This is a genomic window from Domibacillus enclensis (assembly GCF_900156125.1).
GTDB lineage: Bacteria > Bacillota > Bacilli > Bacillales > Domibacillaceae > Domibacillus > Domibacillus enclensis.
In genome coordinates this window covers 1-20,260 of record NZ_FTLX01000017.1, presented here as the reverse complement: position 1 = coordinate 20,260, position 20,260 = coordinate 1, and the positions used below count along the sequence as shown (strand labels likewise).

At 45.7% G+C, this 20,260-nt stretch carries 15 protein-coding genes and 9 tRNA genes; 7 read left to right on the top strand and 17 right to left on the bottom strand.

Going from position 1 to position 20,260, the window contains the following annotated elements; genetic code table 11:
* The first annotated feature begins 129 nt into the window (after positions 1-129).
* Complete coding sequence (locus tag BW952_RS18865) at positions 130-1,035, top strand: helix-turn-helix transcriptional regulator (protein WP_052698522.1); 906 nt, start codon at positions 130-132, stop codon at positions 1,033-1,035.
* Between the two features lie 94 nt (positions 1,036-1,129).
* On the opposite strand, the gene BW952_RS18860 is transcribed toward BW952_RS18865, so the two are convergent.
* Positions 1,130-2,737, bottom strand: coding sequence for a glycoside hydrolase family 13 protein (locus tag BW952_RS18860; RefSeq protein WP_414735828.1), 1,608 nt, complete (start codon positions 2,735-2,737; stop codon positions 1,130-1,132).
* Between the two features lie 457 nt (positions 2,738-3,194).
* On the opposite strand from BW952_RS18860, the gene BW952_RS18855 reads away from it, so the two are divergent.
* Entirely contained in the window at positions 3,195-4,853 is a 1,659-nt protein-coding gene (locus BW952_RS18855; protein WP_045852038.1) for a PTS transporter subunit IIBC, read from the top strand.
* A gap of 4 nt (positions 4,854-4,857) precedes the next feature.
* Positions 4,858-5,634: an endonuclease/exonuclease/phosphatase family protein gene (locus tag BW952_RS18850; protein WP_045852037.1), complete on the top strand. Its 777-nt coding sequence runs from the start codon at positions 4,858-4,860 to the stop codon at positions 5,632-5,634.
* Between the two features lie 124 nt (positions 5,635-5,758).
* Here the strand turns inward: BW952_RS18850 and BW952_RS18845 are convergent, their stop codons facing one another.
* The 5 genes from BW952_RS18845 to BW952_RS18825 form a co-directional block, all read right to left on the bottom strand.
* Positions 5,759-6,367: an SGNH/GDSL hydrolase family protein gene (locus BW952_RS18845; RefSeq protein ID WP_045852036.1), complete on the bottom strand. Its 609-nt coding sequence runs from the start codon at positions 6,365-6,367 to the stop codon at positions 5,759-5,761.
* Between the two features lie 2 nt (positions 6,368-6,369).
* Positions 6,370-7,344 (bottom strand): Gfo/Idh/MocA family protein, encoded by a 975-nt coding sequence (locus tag BW952_RS18840; protein ID WP_045852035.1) that lies wholly within the window; start codon positions 7,342-7,344, stop codon positions 6,370-6,372.
* 12 nt (positions 7,345-7,356) lie between these two features.
* On the bottom strand, positions 7,357-9,138 hold the full coding sequence (locus BW952_RS18835) for an ABC transporter ATP-binding protein (protein WP_045852034.1): 1,782 nt from the start codon (positions 9,136-9,138) through the stop codon (positions 7,357-7,359).
* Entirely contained in the window at positions 9,139-10,890 is a 1,752-nt protein-coding gene (locus tag BW952_RS18830; RefSeq protein WP_045852033.1) for an ABC transporter ATP-binding protein, read from the bottom strand.
* A 225-nt stretch (positions 10,891-11,115) separates the two neighbouring features.
* Complete coding sequence (locus tag BW952_RS18825; RefSeq protein ID WP_045852032.1) at positions 11,116-12,162, bottom strand: Gfo/Idh/MocA family protein; 1,047 nt, start codon at positions 12,160-12,162, stop codon at positions 11,116-11,118.
* A 164-nt stretch (positions 12,163-12,326) separates the two neighbouring features.
* On the opposite strand from BW952_RS18825, the gene BW952_RS18820 reads away from it, so the two are divergent.
* On the top strand, positions 12,327-13,133 hold the full coding sequence (locus BW952_RS18820) for a helix-turn-helix domain-containing protein (RefSeq protein WP_231581477.1): 807 nt from the start codon (positions 12,327-12,329) through the stop codon (positions 13,131-13,133).
* Between the two features lie 51 nt (positions 13,134-13,184).
* Here the strand turns inward: BW952_RS18820 and BW952_RS18815 are convergent, their stop codons facing one another.
* The gene (locus BW952_RS18815) at positions 13,185-14,339 is read right to left on the bottom strand and encodes a glucose-1-phosphate adenylyltransferase (protein ID WP_045852031.1); all 1,155 of its coding nucleotides are present in this window, start codon (positions 14,337-14,339) and stop codon (positions 13,185-13,187) included.
* Between the two features lie 225 nt (positions 14,340-14,564).
* Positions 14,565-16,106, bottom strand: a complete 1,542-nt coding sequence (locus BW952_RS18810) for a UDP-N-acetylmuramoyl-L-alanyl-D-glutamate--2,6-diaminopimelate ligase (protein WP_045852030.1) — start codon at positions 16,104-16,106, stop codon at positions 14,565-14,567.
* Positions 16,107-16,299: 193 nt separating this feature from the next.
* Here BW952_RS18810 and BW952_RS18805 point away from each other — a divergent pair, with 193 nt between their 5' ends.
* From BW952_RS18805 to ald, 3 genes are all read left to right on the top strand, one after another.
* Positions 16,300-16,830, top strand: a complete 531-nt coding sequence (locus BW952_RS18805) for a copper resistance CopC family protein (RefSeq protein WP_052698521.1) — start codon at positions 16,300-16,302, stop codon at positions 16,828-16,830.
* Positions 16,830-17,909 carry a copper resistance D family protein gene (locus BW952_RS18800; protein ID WP_045852029.1) on the top strand — a complete coding sequence of 360 codons (1,080 nt, stop codon included), beginning with the start codon at positions 16,830-16,832 and terminating at the stop codon, positions 17,907-17,909. The genes BW952_RS18805 and BW952_RS18800 overlap by 1 nt, the downstream gene beginning before the upstream one ends.
* 268 nt (positions 17,910-18,177) lie before the next feature.
* Positions 18,178-19,305 (top strand): alanine dehydrogenase, encoded by a 1,128-nt coding sequence (gene ald, locus BW952_RS18795; RefSeq protein WP_045852028.1) that lies wholly within the window; start codon positions 18,178-18,180, stop codon positions 19,303-19,305.
* Between the two features lie 118 nt (positions 19,306-19,423).
* On the opposite strand, the gene BW952_RS18790 is transcribed toward ald, so the two are convergent.
* The 9 genes from BW952_RS18790 to BW952_RS18750 all read right to left on the bottom strand — a co-directional run bounded on the left by BW952_RS18790 (position 19,424) and on the right by BW952_RS18750 (position 20,245).
* Positions 19,424-19,507: transfer RNA gene (locus BW952_RS18790), tRNA-Leu, on the bottom strand.
* A gap of 23 nt (positions 19,508-19,530) precedes the next feature.
* Positions 19,531-19,612: transfer RNA gene (locus BW952_RS18785), tRNA-Leu, on the bottom strand.
* Between the two features lie 10 nt (positions 19,613-19,622).
* Positions 19,623-19,697: transfer RNA gene (locus BW952_RS18780), tRNA-Gln, on the bottom strand.
* A gap of 10 nt (positions 19,698-19,707) precedes the next feature.
* Positions 19,708-19,783 (bottom strand) — tRNA-His (locus BW952_RS18775).
* 23 nt (positions 19,784-19,806) lie between these two features.
* Positions 19,807-19,880 (bottom strand) — tRNA-Trp (locus tag BW952_RS18770).
* Between the two features lie 11 nt (positions 19,881-19,891).
* Positions 19,892-19,975: transfer RNA gene (locus BW952_RS18765), tRNA-Tyr, on the bottom strand.
* A gap of 18 nt (positions 19,976-19,993) precedes the next feature.
* A tRNA-Ile gene (locus BW952_RS18760) sits at positions 19,994-20,067 on the bottom strand.
* Between the two features lie 15 nt (positions 20,068-20,082).
* Positions 20,083-20,156: transfer RNA gene (locus BW952_RS18755), tRNA-Gly, on the bottom strand.
* A 13-nt stretch (positions 20,157-20,169) separates the two neighbouring features.
* Positions 20,170-20,245, bottom strand: a tRNA-Phe gene (locus BW952_RS18750).
* Positions 20,246-20,260 lie beyond the last annotated feature (15 nt).

The window sequence follows — 20,260 nt, the reverse complement described above, 5'->3', positions numbered from 1 at the left end:
AAAGCGCTTACAACATTTATCTTGTTTAAAGAATAGCATATTGATAAAATGAAAATCAGTAAATGAAACCGCATAATTTGTGGATAAAACTGACCACCTTTTCTTATATTTAAAAAAGGATGTGTGCCCGTGTTAAAAGAATATTTACACGCTTCACTGGAGCAGCCTGTTCTGTTTACATTAGGAGGCAAATTTGTTACCGATATCCACTGGACTCATATGAAGCGCTCAATGGGTGATTATGAAATGATCATCGGCATCCACGGAACACTTTACATTCAATGTGAAGCGACTGCATTTGAAGTAAAGCCGGGTGATGTGTTGATTTTGCCGCCGCATAAAGTTCATCAAGGGTACAAGGAGTGTCAGCCCGGAACGTCTTTTTACTGGTTTCATTTTTTGTTTCCTGATAACAGCGCCCCTGTCATTATAAATGAGCTCGAGGTCGATCGGCATGTTAAAGTGATTCAGTCGAAACCTGAGCTTTATCAAAAGCAATCTGCTGTCTTTCTGCCTTTTTTTTCAGCCCCTCACCAATCTGACCGGTTAACCATTTTATTTAATCAGCTGCTCGACGTCGCGAGTGCTCACTATTATCACAGCCGTGCAGTTGATTTTCTGGCTACTTCTATTTTAATCGAATTATCCGAGCAAATGATTAAGCACTTTCACCTTGCATCTGACCAAAAGAACTCTGATAAGAAAATAGCCTCGATTTTAGAATGGATTCGTTTGAATTCTTTAGAGGAAATGTCAACAGGCAAAGTTGCCGTCCATTTCAACTACAACCGGGATTATTTATGCCGCTTTTTTAAGAAAGAAACCGGATTGACCGTTCAAGAATACATTCACATGCTGAAGCTATCAAAAGCCAAGGATCTGCTTACTTTATCAAACGAAAGTATCGGGAATATTTCCAGAACCATTGGCTTTCAGGATGAACGCTATTTTATGCGGCTTTTTAAGCAATATGAAAAGCTGACACCGTCTGAATACCGCAAAGCGTATCACCGGATACCACTTAACAAAGAATAAGGCACATCAAAAAGAAAAGCCGAACGACTGCATTTCGCATAATCGATCGGCCATTCCTTCTATTTAAAACCTTTTGTCCCATGCTTCGTTACAATTACACTTTATATACACGCGCTTCATATGGATTTAATATAAGTTCTCCCGGCGGATTTTCTTCCGGCACGGTGTAGTTGTGCAGCATTAATTTCGCAAAATCGTACTGGATGCCGTCCATTTTTTTCACTGGAACCGGCTGATCCGTTAAATTGCCAAGCACGATTACTTTTTCACTTCCGAGGGTCCGGGTGTAGGCAAATAAACGCGTGTCCTCCTCCAATACTTCATCATAAACGCCGTATGTGAACACATCATGCGCTTTTTTCATTTTGATCATTTTTTTATAAAAAGTCAAAATAGAGCCTTGGCTGTTTTGCTGCGATTCCACGTTAATGTGTTGATAGTTTTCATTCAGCTTAATCCACGGCTTGCCTGTTGTAAATCCGGCGTTTTCCTCCGCAGACCATTGCATCGGTGTCCGCGAGTTATCGCGGCTAGAGTGCCAGATAATCTCCATCATTTCATCGTGATGAATGCCGGCGCCGATTCCGAGACGGTACATATTTTTTGTGCGCACGTCATTGTAATCATCGATGTCCTCGTATTTTACATTCGTCATGCCGATTTCCTGCCCTTGATAAATGAAAGGCGTTCCCTGCATTAAAAAGTACACCGCCCCAAAGGCAGTCGCACTTTCACACCAGTATTCCCGATCATTCCCCCACGTCGAGACCACTCGCGCCTTATCGTGGTTTTCAATGAATAATGCGTTCCAGCCTTTGTTCTCGAGCGCTTTTTGCCACTTGGTCATCACTTTTTTGTATCCGGGAATATCAAGCCCTGTTTTCGTTTCTGCGTTCCACAGCTCCAGATGCTCAAACTGAAAAATCATATTGAATTTTCCTTTTTCCTCATCGACCCAGTCATCGACGTCACTAGCCGTTACACCGTTGGCTTCCCCGACCGTCATGATGTCGTATTTCGCAAACGTCTCCGCCTTCAGCTCTTCTAGAAGCGGCTGGATGCCTTTTACATTCATATGATGATCAAACGACGGCACATATTTCAGCTCATTTGGATTTGGCATGTCAATCAATCCGTCCACTTTTTTAATATGGCTGATCGCGTCGACCCGGAAGCCGTCGATTCCTTTATCCAGCCACCAGTTGACGGTTTCATACAAAGCCTGGCGGACATCGGGATTCTCCCAGTTCAAGTCCGGCTGTTTTTTCGAGAACAAATGAAGGAAATACTGCTCCGTTGTTTGATCAAACTCCCAGGCTGAATCGCCAAAAATGCTTTCCCAGTTATTCGGCTCCTTGCCCGCCTTTCCATCACGCCAAATATACCAGTCGCGCTTCGGATTGTCCTTTGAGGAGCGGGATTCGATAAACCATGGGTGCTCATCACTTGTATGATTAATGACCAGGTCGAGAATCAACTTCATGCCCCGCGCGTGTGTTTCCTTCAACAGCTCATCAAAATCCTCCATCGTGCCAAACTCATCCATGATTTCTTTGTAATCACTAATATCGTAGCCATTGTCATCATTCGGCGATTCAAACATCGGGCAAATCCAGATGACGTCAATGCCAAGATCCTGTAAATAATCGAGCTTTGAGATCACCCCTTGAATATCGCCGATGCCGTCTCCATTTGAATCCATAAAGCTGCGCGGGTAAATTTGATATGCGACCGCTTCTTTCCACCATACTTTGTTCATTAGGCGTCCCCCAAATCTTCTAGAGTATTTTCTATGTGTATTTTAGCACGGAATGCTTTAAAAGAATGCCAAGGCCGGCTGTTTATTCGTCATCTTTCCCTTTTCTTAGCACCGTAAGCTAGTATGTTCATTCTCCTGCTCAATAAATAGAGTATAAAACATGAAAAACACTAGTGCAATCGTTTTCACAAAAAAATAATTAATTCCCACAATTTATATAGCTTTTAAATTTTTTATTTTCCCGCATCTTCTCTCCTCAAATCAAATTCTCCTTTTAAAATAAAACTTTTTCATCATTCCCTCTTGCTAAATAAAAGCAGATTCACTAGAATCAAATCTATGCAAACGATTTCGTTAAGTTAGCTTAACAATCTACTTTCTAGAAAAAGGAGTTTTAAAGGTGAAGAAATTAATGTCTTTTGATTTTTGGCAAAAGCTAGGGAAAGCCTTGCTTGTTGTCGTCGCAGTTATGCCGGCGGCCGGAATTATGATATCCGTTGGAAAGCTTATCGCGATGATGGGCGGTGATATGGCGATGATCGGTGTAATCGCTCATGTGATGGAAGATATCGGCTGGGCGATCATCGGCAATTTGCATATTTTATTCGCTGTGGCGATTGGAGGCTCTTGGGCAAAGGAACGAGCAGGCGGCGCTTTTGCGGCTCTTCTCGCATTCGTTTTGATCAATCGGATTACTGGTGCTCTTTTTGGCATTACCGGTGACATGATGAATGATCCGGAAGCGTCTGTTTCCTCTATTTTTGGCAGTGAATTAATTGTAAGCGATTATTTTACGTCTGTTCTTGGTGCACCCGCCCTGAACATGGGCGTTTTCATCGGAATTATTTCCGGTTTTGCCGGCGCGGTTATATTCAACAAGTATTATAATTTCAACAAGCTGCCAGCCTCATTGGCTTTCTTTAACGGCAAGCGTTTTGTACCATTTGTCGTCATTATCTGGTCCGTTGCCATCGCTCTTTTGCTTGCGGCTGTTTGGCCGTCTATCCAGGGTGTTTTAAACGACTTCGGCAAATGGATTGCTACTTCAAAAGACACCGCACCGATCATTGCTCCGTTTGTATTTGGAACTCTTGAGCGGTTATTATTGCCATTCGGCCTGCATCATATGCTGACCGTTCCGATTAATTACACAGAACTTGGCGGCACATATACGATGCTGACAGGCGCTGCAGCCGGACAGGTTGTCGCAGGACAAGATCCGCTTTGGCTTGCATGGGCAGCGGATTTGAATAACTTAAAAGCCGCTGGTGACATGACAGCTTATAATGCACTTCTTGCTGACGTTACACCTGCACGATTTAAAGTCGGCCAGATGATTATCTCAACTGCATCACTTGTTGGAATTGCGTTCGCTATGTACAAAAATGTCGATAAAGATAAGCGCGCTAAGTACAAGCCGATGTTTTTATCTGCTGGCTTAGCTGTCTTTTTAACTGGTGTCACCGAACCGATTGAATTTATGTTTATGTTTGCGGCGCCTCTTTTATATATCGTGTACGCAGTGTTGACTGGACTGAGCTTTGCGGCAGCGGATTTAATTAATCTGCGCCTGCATTCATTCGGGTTGATCGAGTTTTTAACACGTATTCCGATGGCAGCAAAAGCTGGCCTGACACGTGATATCATCAACTTTATCGTAACATGTGCGGTGTTCTTCGCCTTGAATTTCACCGTTGCAAACGTACTGATTAAAAAGTTTAATTTCCCGACGCCTGGACGAGCAGGAAATTATACGGATGAAGAAGAAAACGTTTCCCCACAAGCCACTCCAGCATCCGGGTCTGCACCTGACGCTGAAGGCAACGTCGCTTCTGCAATCGTCGGACTGCTCGGCGGCACTGAAAACATTGAAGATGTAGATGCCTGCATGACAAGGCTTCGAGTCACAGTAAAAGATGTAAAGAAAGTATCGGCAGAGGCAGACTGGAAAAAAACCGGCGCTCTCGGTCTTATTTTAAAAGACAAAGGCGTTCAAGCCATTTATGGTCCGAAGGCAGACGTCATTAAATCAGATATACAGGACTATTTAGGTGTGTGAACAAATGAAATTATTAACGTTGAACTGCCACTCCTGGCAGGAAGAAAACCCGCTCGAGAAGCTTGATCTTTTGGCTGCTGCGATTGTTGATAATGGGTATGATGTAATCGCCTTGCAGGAAGTAAGCCAGTCTGAGGAAGCAGGCCGCGAAAATTACGCCAAGCTGCTCGTTGAAAAGCTTCACGCTCTCGGACAGACAGCGTACACTTATATATGGGACCTGTGCCACTTCGGCTATGACATTTATGAAGAAGGAGTTGCGATTGTGACGGCACATCCCGTGATCAGCCAAGATTCTTTTTTCATTACCGATCAGCAGGATGTGCGAAATTGGAAAACCCGTAAAATCGTCAAAGCTGTTATTGAGCTAAACGGCAAGCCCGTTTCCTTCTACTCTTGTCATCTCGGCTGGTGGCAGGATAAAGAAGAGCCAGCAAAAAAACAGCTGGACCGTTTGCTCGAGCGAGCCGTTCATGATGAGTGTTCATTTTTAATGGGGGACTTTAACGGCGCCCCATCTGTTCGCGGGGAAAATTATGAGTATGTGCTGGAAGCTGGATTTTTCGATACGTACACATTAGCTTCCGAAAAGGATGAAGGAGTTACCGTAAAGGGCAGGATTGATGGATGGAACGGGAATACAGACGACTTGAGAATCGATTACATCTTCGTTAATCAGCCTATTCATGTCCTGTCATCAAACGTCGTTTTCAACGGACACAACAAGCTCATTGTGTCAGATCATTTCGGAGTAGAAATTGAGATTTTACCGAGCAAGTGAACGGATTGCATCATGGATTGACCGGAAAAACAGGTATTCAGTTCTTCATCGCCTCATTTCAGTCCAGTTGTTTCTTTTTCCGGCCATCAAAAAAAGGATCTGCCATTACGCAGATCCTCCTTTTTTATTGAACCGCTGATATCCAGGTACGCGCCATCAGCATGTTTCCGGTCGATGTCATATGCACACCGTCTGTCGTCAGCTTGTGGCCGCTGCCTTCTTTTAAATAATTGAGAAACGCCTGATGGGTCGGCACAAGCTGCGCATTGTATTCTTCGGCGAGCTTGTGAACAATGTCCACGTAAGGCTTCAGCAATTCATTTCCTTTTGACCACGGATCTTCTTCTATTACGGTTGGTTCCATGAGAATCAGTCGAATACCGGAGGATTGATCCAGCAAAGCACGGTATACCGTTTCGAATTTCCCGGGCAATATTTGGTCCATTCCCTGTGAGTCAAGCTGCCGCCATACATCGTTAATCCCAATTGAAATCGACAGCACCGTCGGCTGCTCACGCAACACATCCTGTCCCCATCGTTCCGCCAGATCCGTTACCCGGTTTCCGCCAATGCCTTTGTTGATGATGACCGGCGCATTTGCCGGAGAATCACAGATAAAATGATCTCTCAACAGCCGTACATAGCCATCTCCTATTTCTTCCGGCTCCGCTCGTCTCCCGCAATCGGTAATGCTGTCTCCAATAAATACAATCCGGTCTTCTTTCGTAAACACCGTCAATTTCCTCCTAATTGAATCGCTTTTTTGCTTTCAGCCGACTTCATGATCGCGTCGGTTATTTCCTGTGTCCTCCACGCATCTTCATAGCTGGATAAAATACGCGACGTATCCCCTGTGCGGGCGGCATGAAGGAACGCTTCATTTTCCCGTACATACGGATTGGCTGCTTCGGTTTCTTTTCTTTCCTCGGACGGACCGCAAATGGTCAGGCTGTTCATGTCTACATGGATCATGCCGCCGCTGTGGAAGTAGCGGATGCCCACCTCTGACACTCCTTCCGGCAGCAGGCACGTATTGGATAGTTGAACAATGACGCCACTTTTCATTTTCAACACAGCGGCCCCCACATCAGCGACTGTTACATTTTCGTGCTGACCGGCCATGACTCTGTTTGCTTCCATGGCAAATACTTCGTCCACCTCACCAAGCGTAAAGCGGACTAAATCAATTAAATGAGTCGTCTGTTCGACAAACTGGCCTCCGGATGTGTCCCGGTTTCGCCACCACGGTACGAGCGGCATTGATCCCATCCAGCCGCCGGTTACCATACCGACTGTATGATTCTCCAGCTCTTTTTTCAAAGACGCTACTGTGTCACGGTAGCGAAAATGATAGCCGACAGAGGTAATGACGTTGTTTTTTCGTAAAGAATGAAGGATGTCATTCGGCACGTTCAAATGGACAGCCAGCGGTTTTTCAATAAAAAATGGAATGCCGCGTTCAATCAGCTGCTGCTCCGTGTCCCCATGTGCAAAGGGCGGCACACAAATATAGACAGCATCCAGCTTTTCCTGCTCCAGCATATCAGCCACCTGGTCATACGCTGAGCCTCCGCCGTACTGAGCGGCAAAAGCCGCCGCTTTCTCCCGGCTCGTTCCACACACAGCCTGCAGCTTCACATCCTCCATGGCGGTAAAAATATCTGCGTGCTTTTTGCTGAATCCTCCCGTACCAATCATGCCAATATTCATTGCTCCATCTCCTTATCCTACCTGCAGAGCGCGCCGCTGAGACTGATACAGCTTAGCATACGCACCTCTCTGGTTCATTAATTCGTTATGAGTGCCTTCTTCTACAATTTCGCCCCCGTCAATCACGAAGATTCGTGTGGCATTTTGAATCGTTGACAGCCTGTGCGCAATAATAAAGGATGTCCGGCCGGCTAAAAGCTGCTCCAGCCCCTTTTGAAGCGCCAGCTCTGTTTCCGTATCGATGCTGGACGTCGCTTCATCCAAAATCAAAATTTTCGGATCAGCGAGAAGCGCGCGCGCAAAGGAAATTAATTGGCGCTGTCCGGAAGAAAGACGTGTTCCGCGCTCATTCACTTCTGTTTCGTACCCGTTCTCCATTTCACATATAAATGAATGCGCCTGAACGGCCTTTGATGCTGCCACCACTTCCTCATCAGTTGCATCAAGACGCCCGTACCGGATGTTGTCCATAATTGTGCCGGAAAAAATAAACGGGTCCTGAAGCATCACACCCATTTGGCTGCGGAGTGACGAGAGGGTAACGGTTTTAATATCCGTTCCATCCACCTTGACCGCGCCGCTGTTCGTATCATAAAACCGGCTAAGCAAGCTGACGATTGTTGTTTTGCCTGATCCTGTTGCCCCAACAAGCGCGATTGTTTCCCCTGGCTTTACTGTGAAATTCATTTGATCAAGAATAACCTTTTCGCCTTCGTAGCCAAATACTACATCGTCAAACTGGACACTCCCCTTTACAGGCGGAAGGATTTTGGCATCTGGCGCGTTCTGAATAGATGGTTGTTCGTCAATCGTTTCAAAAATCCTCTCTAAATACGCCATCGCATTAATAATCGCATTGTAGAAGTTGCCGATATTCGCCAGCGGCTGCCAAAACATCCAAATGTAGCCGATGAAAGCGACCAGCTCCCCTGCTGTTACACTGCCGTTCAGCCAGAAAATCCCCGTTACATATACAAATGAAACGGTAATAACAGAAATGTTTTCAATGACCGGCCAGAGTGAAAATTGAATCTTTACGCCTCTCAACCAGGCCGACCGGTAGCTGTCCGATACTTCATAGAAGATCTGCTCATTTTCTTTTTCCCGCGCAAATGCCTGAGTTACCTTCATGCCATTGACGCTTTCGTGAATGTAGGCGTTCATGTTGGACTGCTTGTTGCTGAGCTGCTGCCATGCTTTTCGCTGAGCATTTTTAATAAGAAAAATAAAACCGATTAAAAACGGAAATCCTGCCAGAGCGGCGAGAGTCAGCTTCACATCAATGGCCAGCATAAACCCGATGATGACCAGCACACTGAATAAATCAGTAATGACGTTAATGATGCCATTGGACAGCAAATCACTTAACGAGTTCACATAATTCACTACCCGCACTAAAATCTTTCCATGCGGACGGCTGTCATAATAGGAAAAAGACAAGGTCTGCAAATGAGAAAACAAATCTTTTCGCAGCTCCAAAATAACACTCTGCCCTATTTGAGACATCATGCGAATTCGATATTTCAAACAAATACCGGTTACCGTAATCGCAGCTAAATAAAAACCGGCAAGCAGCGCGAGTCCGCCAACATCTCCATTGGGAATCTTATCGTCAATCGCGACCTTAATTAAATAAGGACCCGAAAGCGCCGCCCCGCTTGCCACAAGCATAAGAAAAACGGTGAAAAAGATCTTCGTTTTAAAAGGTTGCAGGTAGCCCACCATTCGCTTCAGCTGGTTGATGTCAAAGGTCGACTCAAGCTCTTCATCCACATTAAATTTATTGCGCGCCATTTACATCACTTCCTTGCCGATTTGGTGCCCGTCAAAATCACCAAATTGATTTTTAAAGACGTTATAATAACGCCCTTTCCTCTTCAGCAGATCCTCGTGACGTCCCCGCTCTACAATTCTTCCGTGTTCGAGCACGAGAATGAGATCCGCTTCTTTGACAGATGAAATCCGGTGCGCAATGATAAAGCACGTTTTTTCCCGGAGAACCGATTGAAGGGTTCTCTGTATCCGCATCTCCGTTTCCAAATCAACAGCCGACGTGGTGTCATCCAAAATTAAAATCGGGGCATCCTTTAACAGTGCCCGTGCCAGTGAAATACGCTGTCTCTGCCCTCCTGACAACCCAACTCCGCGTTCACCAATAATGGTGTCGTAGCCTTCAGGAAGCTTGGAAATGAAGCCATGTGCTTCCGCTTTTACCGCCGCGTCCTGTATACGTTCGATGGCTGCGTCCGGTACACCGTACGCGATATTTCCTTCAATTGTATCCGAGAATAAAAAGATATCCTGCATGACCATCGCGGTGTGCTTCCGAAGCGAGCGGACATCCCATTCCTTTACATTCGCTCCTTCGACAATCACGTCTCCGCTGTCCGCATCATAAAACCGGCAAAGCAAATTCACGATTGTAGACTTTCCGGCACCCGTAGGCCCGACAATCGCCACTGTCTGACCCGGCTTTACGCCAAACGTAATATTTGAAAGCACCGGTTCATCCTCATACTGAAACGTCACATCCTCAAATTGAACGGAACAGTCAGTTGAAGCGGCAGCCTTCTTCTGCTCCTGCCTCCTAATAGCCGGCTGCTCATTGAGCAAATCTTCAATCTTTTCTGCCGATGCAATAAACCGCTGTACATCATTAATGAGCCAGCCCGCCATCCGCATCGGATTATTCAGTGCCCAAATTAAAGAATTAAAAATCACAAGCTCCCCAATGGTCAGCGAGCCTCTGATGACCATCCAGCCCCCGGCCAGAATCATGACCACCAGCAAAACACCAGCAAGTGAATCCAGCACCGGCAAGTACTTTTCCCATACCCGAGCAGATTGAATATTCTTTTCTTTAAAGGCATTGTTCTCTGCTGAAAACTTATCGATCTCATATTCTTCCTTGGCAAAAGCTTTCACGACCCGGTTACCGCTAATGTTTTCCTGCACGACGGAATTCAGGCGTGCGAACTGCGCGCGGATTTCTGAAAAGGTCGGGCGCACCTCACTGCTCATTCTGTAGGCAAAAAAACCGATCACGGGCGTCACAGCCAGCATAGCCAGTGTTAACGGCGCATGAATACTGAACATAAAAAGAATAGCAAACAATAAAACAGCCGCATTTTCCACAATCATATAGGTGGTCCAGGCCGTGAAATGGCGGACCGCCTCCATGTCTCCAGTCATCCGTGCCATAATATCGCCGGTTTTCGTCCGGTCATAAAATCGGAAATCGAGTTCATTCAGCCGTTCATACAGCTGTTTACGAATCGTAAAAACAATCTGCTGCGATATGCGCTCGAACAGCAGCTGGAAACTGTAGCGAATGACCGTTTTCACCATCGTAACCGCTATCATAAATCCAATCAGCACCCAAAGAAGCGGCATATCTCCTCCGTAAATGACATCATCCACAATTCTGCCTGAAAAATACGGATTCAGCATATTGAGACCGGCAACGATCAGGACAAGCAAAAAGCCGACGAATACACCTTTTTTGTATTCCCGCATATACGTCCAAATCCATCTTAAGCTATGCACGTTTTGATTCCCTTCTTTCTACACATTTTCATCTTTTCCATTATGATGACAATCGATCATTGATGAAAATAAGGACCCCTTCCGCGCAGTGTATTGAAAATAAGTACATTTTATTCCTTCCGTTTAACAACATCCAGCTTTTTTGCCTGAAACGCAAAACAACACTGATTATTGAACAAACTTTCCAAAAGTCAGAAAAAGGGCATAAAAAATGCCCTTTTCTTGTTATTGAGCTGTTACTTGCTGCTTTAATGAAATAATTTGTTTGGTTTCCTGTGATTCAAGCGCGCCTAAAATAACTTGAAGGGACTTGTAGCCCTCTTCGCCGGTAATAAGCGGTGCTTTTTGCTTTAAAATACTTTCAACAAAATGGTCGATGACATGCGTTGTTGTTTGACCGCCTTCGTCATTTGTTTGAATCTTTCCGAGCTGGTGCTTGATGACTTCTCCTGTACGGTATTCCTCAATGAGTGAATACTCGGGGTCGGCCTCGAGCTTCAGTGTGCCGTTTTCACCGTAAATAATCGTTGAATTGTCACCGCTGCCCGCTGTATAAGCCCAGCTTGCGGCCAGTGTGCCAATAATGCCGCTTTCTGTCCGCAAAATACACACAGCGTTATCATCCACATCGGTATTTTGCTTTGCATTGGTTTCAATAAAGGCGCCCACTTCGGAAAACTCGCCCAGTAAATAGCGCATCAAATCGGATTTGTGAACGCCAAGATCGCCCATTGCGCCGATAAAGGCCTGCTCTTTGTTGAAGAACCAGCTGTCTGCCCCGTCCACGCTCCATGCTTCCGGTCCGGGATGGCCGAATGTTGTTTTAAAGCTGTAGATTTTGCCTAACTTGCCGCCGTCCAGAATCTCTTTCGCCTTTCGGTGAGAGGCAACGAACCGTTGATTGTGGGCAATCATTAACGTTTTGCCACTCACACGGGCTGCTTCAATCATCGCTTCCGCCTCTTCTTTTGACGTCGCCATCGGCTTTTCACATAACACATGCTTGCCGGCTTGAAGAGCTGCAATCGAAACCGGCGCATGAAGATTGTTCGGAAGACAAACACTCACAACATCTACATCTGCTAATTGCATGATCTCATTATAATCCGTGTACGCTTTAGCACCGTACTGGCTGGCCATTTTCTCTGCCCGCTCTCCTACGATATCGCATACTGCCACGATCTCCACTTGTTTGTTTGCCGCGTATTCCGGAATGTGGCGCTTTTCAGCAATGCTTCCGCATCCGATGATGGCTGCTTTTAATGTACTCATTTTTCATTCTCCTTTACATTCGCATTCAGCCGAAAAACAAACCGCCTTTGAAATCGCTCTCAAAAAGAGCCGCTGACGCTTTTTTTCGCCTGATGAATTTGACTACATCATATAACAGGCATGTTAAAATAAACATAAATGATATAATCGAAACATGTACGATTTTGCTATTAAGTCAAAAAGTTGGTGACCAGGTGACATTAAATATTTACGTATGCGGATATGCGTATCACACACAGCGGGTTTATCATCAGCACAAGCCGGGTTTTTCTGAATACATTCTTCGCCTGCAGACAGAAGGCGCCTGTGAAGCAAAAGTAAACGGCAAGACCTACACCATTAAACAGGGCGACCTGCTCATGATCCACCCTGAAGATCATTATGAGCTGTTTATAAAAGAGCATCAGGACAGCGGCGACTATTACCTCATGTGCGATGGGGACTGGCTTGATGAATGGTGGGGACGTTCTCCGAAGCCCGCCCGTTCTCATATTGGCGTCGATGAAAATCTGATTTCCCTCTGGCGAAGCATTATTATCGAAGAGCGCCGGCCCTCCACCAGTAAAAGCAAGGAGCTTTCACATGCACTGCTGCAGTCGTTATGCTTTTACATTGAACGGGCAGTCAACGAAACAAACATTGATGCCACAAGGCCCTATGCAGTCACACGAATGATGCGGTATATTGAAGAGCATGCGCTCAGCACGTTTAAAGTAGAGGATGTTGCGCGCCGTGCCGGTTTGAGTGTGTCTCGGTCCGTACACCTTTTCAAAAGCAGCACCGGAAAAACAATGCTTGAATATGCACAGGAAATCCGCCTTTCCTCCGCCATTGACCGGATGACCTACACGACAATGACACTCGAACGAATCGCTGAAGAATGCGGTTTTGGCTCTTATCCATATTTTCATAAAGTATTTAGAAAAAAATACGGTACATCTCCGGGGGCTTATCGGCGGACGGGCTCTTGAACCGAAAAAAAGCTGCTTCAGGCGTTAAATGCCCGAGCAGCTTTTTCCTTTTCATACAGTCGCTTTTGTTTGAAGATTATTCATTAAAAACGCTTGTGTAATTAAAAGCACGTCGTCCGAATCGTTGTATATGACTGTATGATCCGGCACATACACCCCTTCCATCACAATGGACCGTTCAATGTACGCCCCTGTTCCAATTTCCACATTCGGCATGATCACAGAATCCTTTATCAAAGCGTTTTTGGCTACTGTTACACCTTGCGACAGGACCGAATGCTGGATTTCCCCGTCGACAAGACAGCCCTCATTGATAATAGAATGCTGGACGACGGCATTCGGACCCGTTACTTGCGGCGGGAAATTGCCGTTTACCGAATAAATAGGCCAGCTTTTATCGTACAAATCCAGCTGATGGCCGCTTTCTAATAAATCCATATTGGCTTCCCATAAGCTCTTGACCGTGCCGACATCCTTCCAATAGCCTTGAAACGGGTAGGCCACGAGATTTTGCTGATCTTTAAGCATCGCGGGTATGACATCCTTCCCGAAATCATTTGAAGAATCCGGATTGCTTGCATCCAGCTCCAAATACTCTTTCAGCACTGCCCATTTAAAGATATAAACGCCCATAGATGCCAGATTGCTTTCGGGATGAGCCGGCTTTTCGTCAAAGCGCGTTACGTGAAACAGCTCGTCCGTATTCATAATGCCAAACCGGCTGGCTTCCTCCCACGGAACCTCCATTACAGAGATGGTCGCGTCCGCTCCTTTTTCAATATGGTAGTTAAGCATAAGATCGTAATCCATTTTATAAATATGATCACCTGATAAAATCAAGACATGTTCTGGCTCGTATTGCTTGAGATAGTGAAGGTTTTGATAAATGGCACTGGCCGTTCCTGTATACCAATTTACGTCTGAAGCGCTTGCATAAGGTGGTAATACGGTAACGCCACCCTTGCTTCGATCGAGATCCCACGCACTTCCGTTACCGATATATGTATTTAAAACAAGCGGCTGGTATTGCGTTAATACACCGACCGTATGAATGCCAGAATTAGCGCAATTGGACAAAGGAAAATCAACAATGCGGTATTTCCCGCCAAACGGCACTGCCGGCTTGGCCACATTTTCTGTTAATTCCTTTAATCTGCTTCCTTTTCCACCCGCTAAGAGCATTGCTACGCATCGTTGTTTCGCCATTTTTTCATTCTCCTTTTTGTTTTTAATATAGTGTGCCCTCATCTCCTTGTGCATACACAAGGAATGAAGCTCATTCTGCTGCAAAGCTTTTTAAACAGCCCCTTCTCTTCACCATGTATTCTTCACCAACGCCTCCGTTCCCTTTAAAAATGGGAAATTTTTTTATTCTCTCTTATTCGATAATTTCCGCAAAAAAAGCCCACGAAGGATGGGCTTTTGTCCTTGTTAAATCGTTGGCATCGCTGTAGGCATCGTTGTTTCTTCCTGAGGCAGAAGCAGTTTTTTCGGTTTTTGGAAAAACGCTTGAACAATGTTTTCATCAGAATGGGGAATGTGTCGTCCTTTTACAATCTGGCAGCCGTTAATGCAGCCGCTTGTCAGCAGGATAATGTCATTCGGACCGCTTTCCTGAAGCGCTTTGATAACCCCTTCTTTTCTCGTTTCCGCCGTTATCACCTGTTCCTTTGGCTGATGAAATCCACTTAATACTTGTCGAATAATGTCGTTAGGCTCATGATCTCCCGGATGATCCACTGTGACAACAACCGTATCCGCTTTTCCTTGAGCGGCACGGGCCATTTTCGGCATTTTTCCGAAATCGCGGATACCAATGCCTGCAATCATGGCAATCAGCCGGTTGTGAGGAATATGGCGGACCTCTTTCAAAATCTGGTCAAGCGCAACAGGCGTATGAGCGTAGTCAATCACCACTTTCCGGTTGTCCGGTGCATGAATCACCTGGAACCGTCCCTCCGCCTGCTTCATCTCCGGCAGAACCGAAACGATTTCCTCCATGCTGATGCCGAGTGACAATGCGGAGGCAATAGCGGCTGTTAAATTCCCTGCATTGTGTTCTCCATAGAGCGGCACAGAGACCGTATATTTTTCCCCTTCATAATAAACAGTAAACATCATGCCTTTTTCATAGTGATGACAGTTTGTCCAAATTAAATCAGCTTCCGACTGCAGGTTCTGGCTGTATGTGATCACTCTGTTCGACGCCGACTGTAGAATGTCCTCAGCCAGACCCGAATCATCGAGGTTCACGATACTGACGGAGGCCTGCTGGAATAAAAGAAGCTTTGATGCCTTGTAGTGCTCCATCGTTTTATGGTACTCCAGATGCTCCTCGGACAAATTTGTGTGAATGGCAATATCAAATTGAATGCCTGCCACCCTTTTTTGATCCAGGGCAATAGAAGAGACCTCCATCGCTGCCGCTTCGTGATGGGTCCGGTGCAATTCGTGAAAAATGTGATGAATATCGACAGACATCGGTGTCGTTGGCGTGCTTTTATGAATATTCATTTTTTCATCTGATTTCCATATCCCTGTTGTTCCAAGCATGCCACATGGAATATGAAGCAGATTAAAGAGGTGCTGTACATATGTGGCAACAGTCGTTTTTCCATTTGTCCCGGTTACTCCTACTTTAATGAGACGCTCTTGAATATTCCCGTAAAAATAGCTTGAAATATGCGCCATTGCTTCTCTCGCGTCCTCCACTACGGCGAAGGTAACGTCTGGAAACCGCTTTGAAGCCTGAATGAGGATATATTCATCTGTGCCTATAATGACAGAGGCTCCGGCTTCTATCGCCTGGTTTACATACGTATGGCCATCCGTGTTTTCGCCAATAATCGCCACAAAAGCAAACTGCGGTTTCACATGCTCAGAATTATATGTAATGCCTGTTATAAATGGACGGTCTGGACCGAGGAGACGGATCAGTGAAACAGCTGAAATTTGATCAAATGGAATACGCATGGATTGTTCCTTTCCTATTTCGCCTTTTTACTCTTACTTCCCCATTTCCGTATGCCTTACTCTTTTTGTGAAGTGTTTGTGTGCTTTTTCGATATTTTTTGACACATTTGTGATCTAACACCCGTTTTCATCCGTTTGCTTTTTAACAATGATATAGTGTGAATGAATGATTTTAAAACAGAGGTGAAGATCGGTGAAAAAAACATATTTATTTCTTTTCAGCTTATTATTTCTTTTTTCGTCTTCCGTATCCGCTCATACCGGGTTGGAAAGTTCTTCTCCTGAAGACGGCGCAACCATTACGGAGCCCCTACAGGATATTATTCTGACGTTCGAGACGGTCATCGAAAACGGTAGCAGTTTTACACTGAACAGCGAGTCTGGTGACGTAGCAGTGGAAAATCTTGCGGTAACGGACAACGTGTTAAGCGGTACAGCCGCAGCACCTCTCGAAAACGGTGCCTATACGGTTGACTGGCGCATTATAGGCGAGGATGGTCATTTAATTGAAGGCACTTTTGGTTTTACGGTTTCAGTTGAACAGGCCCCTGAAGCGGATGAGCCAGAACCAGTAGAAGAAAGCCCGGCAGCAGCTGAGGACGCGCCCGCTGATGTACAGGAAGAATCAATATCGACTGCCGGCTCCATGCCGATCGTGCTTGGTCTTATTGTGGCCGCAGCACTGATCGCAGCGATTATCTTAATGCGAAAAGGAAAAAAATAATGGCTGTCCTTTATATAACAGAAGTCCTTTTATACAGCTGTTTTTCCTTTTTAATGGGCGCTTTCCTTCTCCAGCTGCTTCCTTTTAATAAAAAGCCATCGATCCTGATTCAGGAGCGGTGGCTTTATGCCGCTATAGCAGGCGTTGCACTCTTTGCTTTTACGCCCGTGTTGGTGCTTATTTTGTCACTTTCACAGGGAAATGATTTGTCCATACTTGCCCAGTCCGTTATTTTCACCTTTACGATCGGCAAAGCGTGGGCATTCACCTTTGCGGTAGCAGTGTTTTTCGCTTTATACTTGTTTACCTTCCCCGTTTTAAAGGAAAAACGGTTTACGGTTGGTGCGCTTATCTTCACGGTTGTGCTGTTGTTTTCGATCGGCTGGTCAAGTCATGCTGCTTCTTTAACCGAATGGACAGGTTTTCTTTTTCATTCCCTCCACTTTACTGCCGTTTCGATCTGGACCGGTGTTTTGATTATTGTCGGCTGGTTTTCAAAGGACTATGCCAACTGGCCTGCTTTTTTAAAGTGGTTTTCTCCTGTAGCAGCAATCTGTTTTGGGCTGACGATGATTTCGGGCTTTTTCATGATGACAGTAATTATGGACGTCTCCGAGTATGTTGATGCGTGGCCCATTAACTATGGGCAGGCATTGCTAATCAAGCATTTGTTTTTGCTGCCCATTTTCGTTTTTGCTTTTATCAACAGCACGTTAATGAAAAAAAAGCTTCATAAGCAAAAAGAATTTGACCCAAGACCATGGATCAAAGCGGAAAGCATCGTGCTCCTTTTCCTTTTTGCTACAACGGCTTTTCTCGGTCAGCAGGAGCCTCCTCACGCGTCAAGTGAAGGAATGTACTCGCCTTTGTTTGCTTATTTTTACAGCGGTGCCGTACCGCCAGGTAACCCTGTTCAATTTGGGTGGTCGTCCATGAGCACATTGTTTTCTCTCACAGCTGTTCTTTTCTTCGCCCTCTCCTTTTGGTCCTGGACCAAAAAAGCGGCCAGTATGACCTTTTTTATGAGCATGATGGTTGTTCTTTCGATGTATATCGCTCTTATCACCGGGTTACATTAAATCAGGGTTCTGGCCTCCAGTAACCCTGTTAGATTTTCTCACAATGTTTTTCATTGATTTTCGATAAATATACACAGAAGCAGATTACTGTTCACCATGGCAATTTATCCTTATAATAAAAGCAAAGAAAACGCTACCTATATTTTAAATTTTCATCCCTTTTTGTGATTTTCCACAAATGAACTTTCTTTTTTTTAACAATCAAAACGATGTCATTCCCTCATTTTTCTCCTACAATAAAGTCAACAACCACGAGAGGATGATCGAGATGTTAATTGGGATTCCAGCTGAGATCAAAAACAATGAGAACCGTGTAGCTATTACACCTTCAGGGGTCGCGACGTTAATCAATGCAGGACACGACGTGATGATCGAAAAAGGAGCAGGACTGGGAAGCGGCTTTACAGACGAAGAATACACAAAGTACGGTGCTCAAGTAATTGAATCGGCCAAAGATGTATGGGGCCGTGCCGAGATGATCATGAAAGTAAAAGAGCCGCTTGCTTCTGAATATCAATACTTCCGCAAGGATCTTTTGCTTTTCACCTATTTACATCTTGCCGCTGAGCCAGCCTTGACGAAAGCACTTGTGGACAGCGAAGTAACGGGGATCGCGTATGAGACGGTCACAGTCAACGGAACACTTCCGCTGCTATCCCCTATGAGCGAGGTTGCCGGCCGGATGTCTACTCAAATCGGCGCCCAATTTTTAGAAAAAAACAATGGCGGCAAAGGCGTCCTTCTTGGTGGCGTACCCGGAGTGAAGCGCAGCCGTGTCACAGTTATTGGTGGCGGAATGGTAGGAACTAACGCTGCACGCATCGCCGTTGGACTGGGAGCAGATGTCACCATTATCGATTTGAGCGCCGATCGCCTTCGCCAGCTTGAAGAAATTTTTGGTGCAAGTGTTCAAACGCTTATGTCCAGCCCGTTGAATATTGCCGAATCCGTTAAAGAATCCGATCTCGTCATCGGGGCCGTTTTAATTCCAGGTGCCAAAGCGCCAAAGCTTGTAACAGAAGAAATGGTTAAGTCCATGTCTCCTGGATCGGTAATTGTAGACGTAGCGATTGACCAGGGTGGTATTTTTGAAACAGTGGACCGTATTACTACTCATACTGATCCAACGTATGAAAAGCACGGTGTCGTCCACTATGCAGTGGCGAACATGCCGGGAGCTGTTCCGCGCACATCAACGATTGCCTTAACAAACGTAACAGTGCCTTATGCGCTTCAAATCGCCAACAAAGGATTTGAGCAAGCCATTAAGCAAAATCCGGCTCTTGAACGCGGCGTGAACACGTATGGAGGCCACGTTACATTTGAAGCGGTTGCCAACGATTTGGGATACGAAGGAAAAAACATTAACGAGCTTCTTGACTCATTAACCGTATAACAACAAAAAAAGCAGCTGTTTCCTTTGAGAAGGAACAGCTGCTTTTTTTCATTTTAGGTTTTACACCCAAATAAAAAACCAGCCATTTCGAGTGAATCGAAATGGCTGATTTTGCTGATACCGGCGGCCGGGGTCGAACCGGCACTCCCGTGAAGGAACTGGATTTTGAGTCCAGCGCGTCTGCCAATTCCGCCACGCCGGCAGAGATGACAGTAAAATAAAAGATGCGGGTGAAGGGACTTGAACCCCCACGCCTTGCGGCGCCAGATCCTAAGTCTGGTGCGTCTGCCAATTCCGCCACACCCGCAATATAAAAATGGCTGGGCTAGAAGGATTCGAACCTTCGCATGACGGAGTCAAAGTCCGTTGCCTTACCGCTTGGCTATAGCCCAATTAAGAAAATGGGGCGATCGAGGGGAATCGAACCCCCGAGTGTCGGAGCCACAATCCGATGCGTTCACCACTTCGCCACGACCGCCATAATCTTATTCAACTGTTCATTGGCAGGGGCAGTAGGAATCGAACCCACACTGGAGGTTTTGGAGACCTCAGTTCTACCTTTAAACTATGCCCCTGTAAGAAGAACTGGTGGAGGGGGGCAGATTCGAACTGCCGAACCCGAAGGAGCGGATTTACAGTCCGCCGCGTTTAGCCACTTCGCTACCCCTCCAAAAAATCATATAAAAAATGGGCCTGAATGGACTCGAACCATCGACCTCACGCTTATCAGGCGTGCGCTCTAACCAGCTGAGCTACAGGCCCACTATTAAATAATAATGGAGCGGGTGATGGGAATCGAACCCACGACATCAGCTTGGAAGGCTGAGGTTTTACCATTAAACTACACCCGCATGGTGTTTAAAATGGTGGCTCAGGACGGAATCGAACCGCCGACACAAGGATTTTCAGTCCTTTGCTCTACCAACTGAGCTACTGAGCCATATAAAAATGGCGG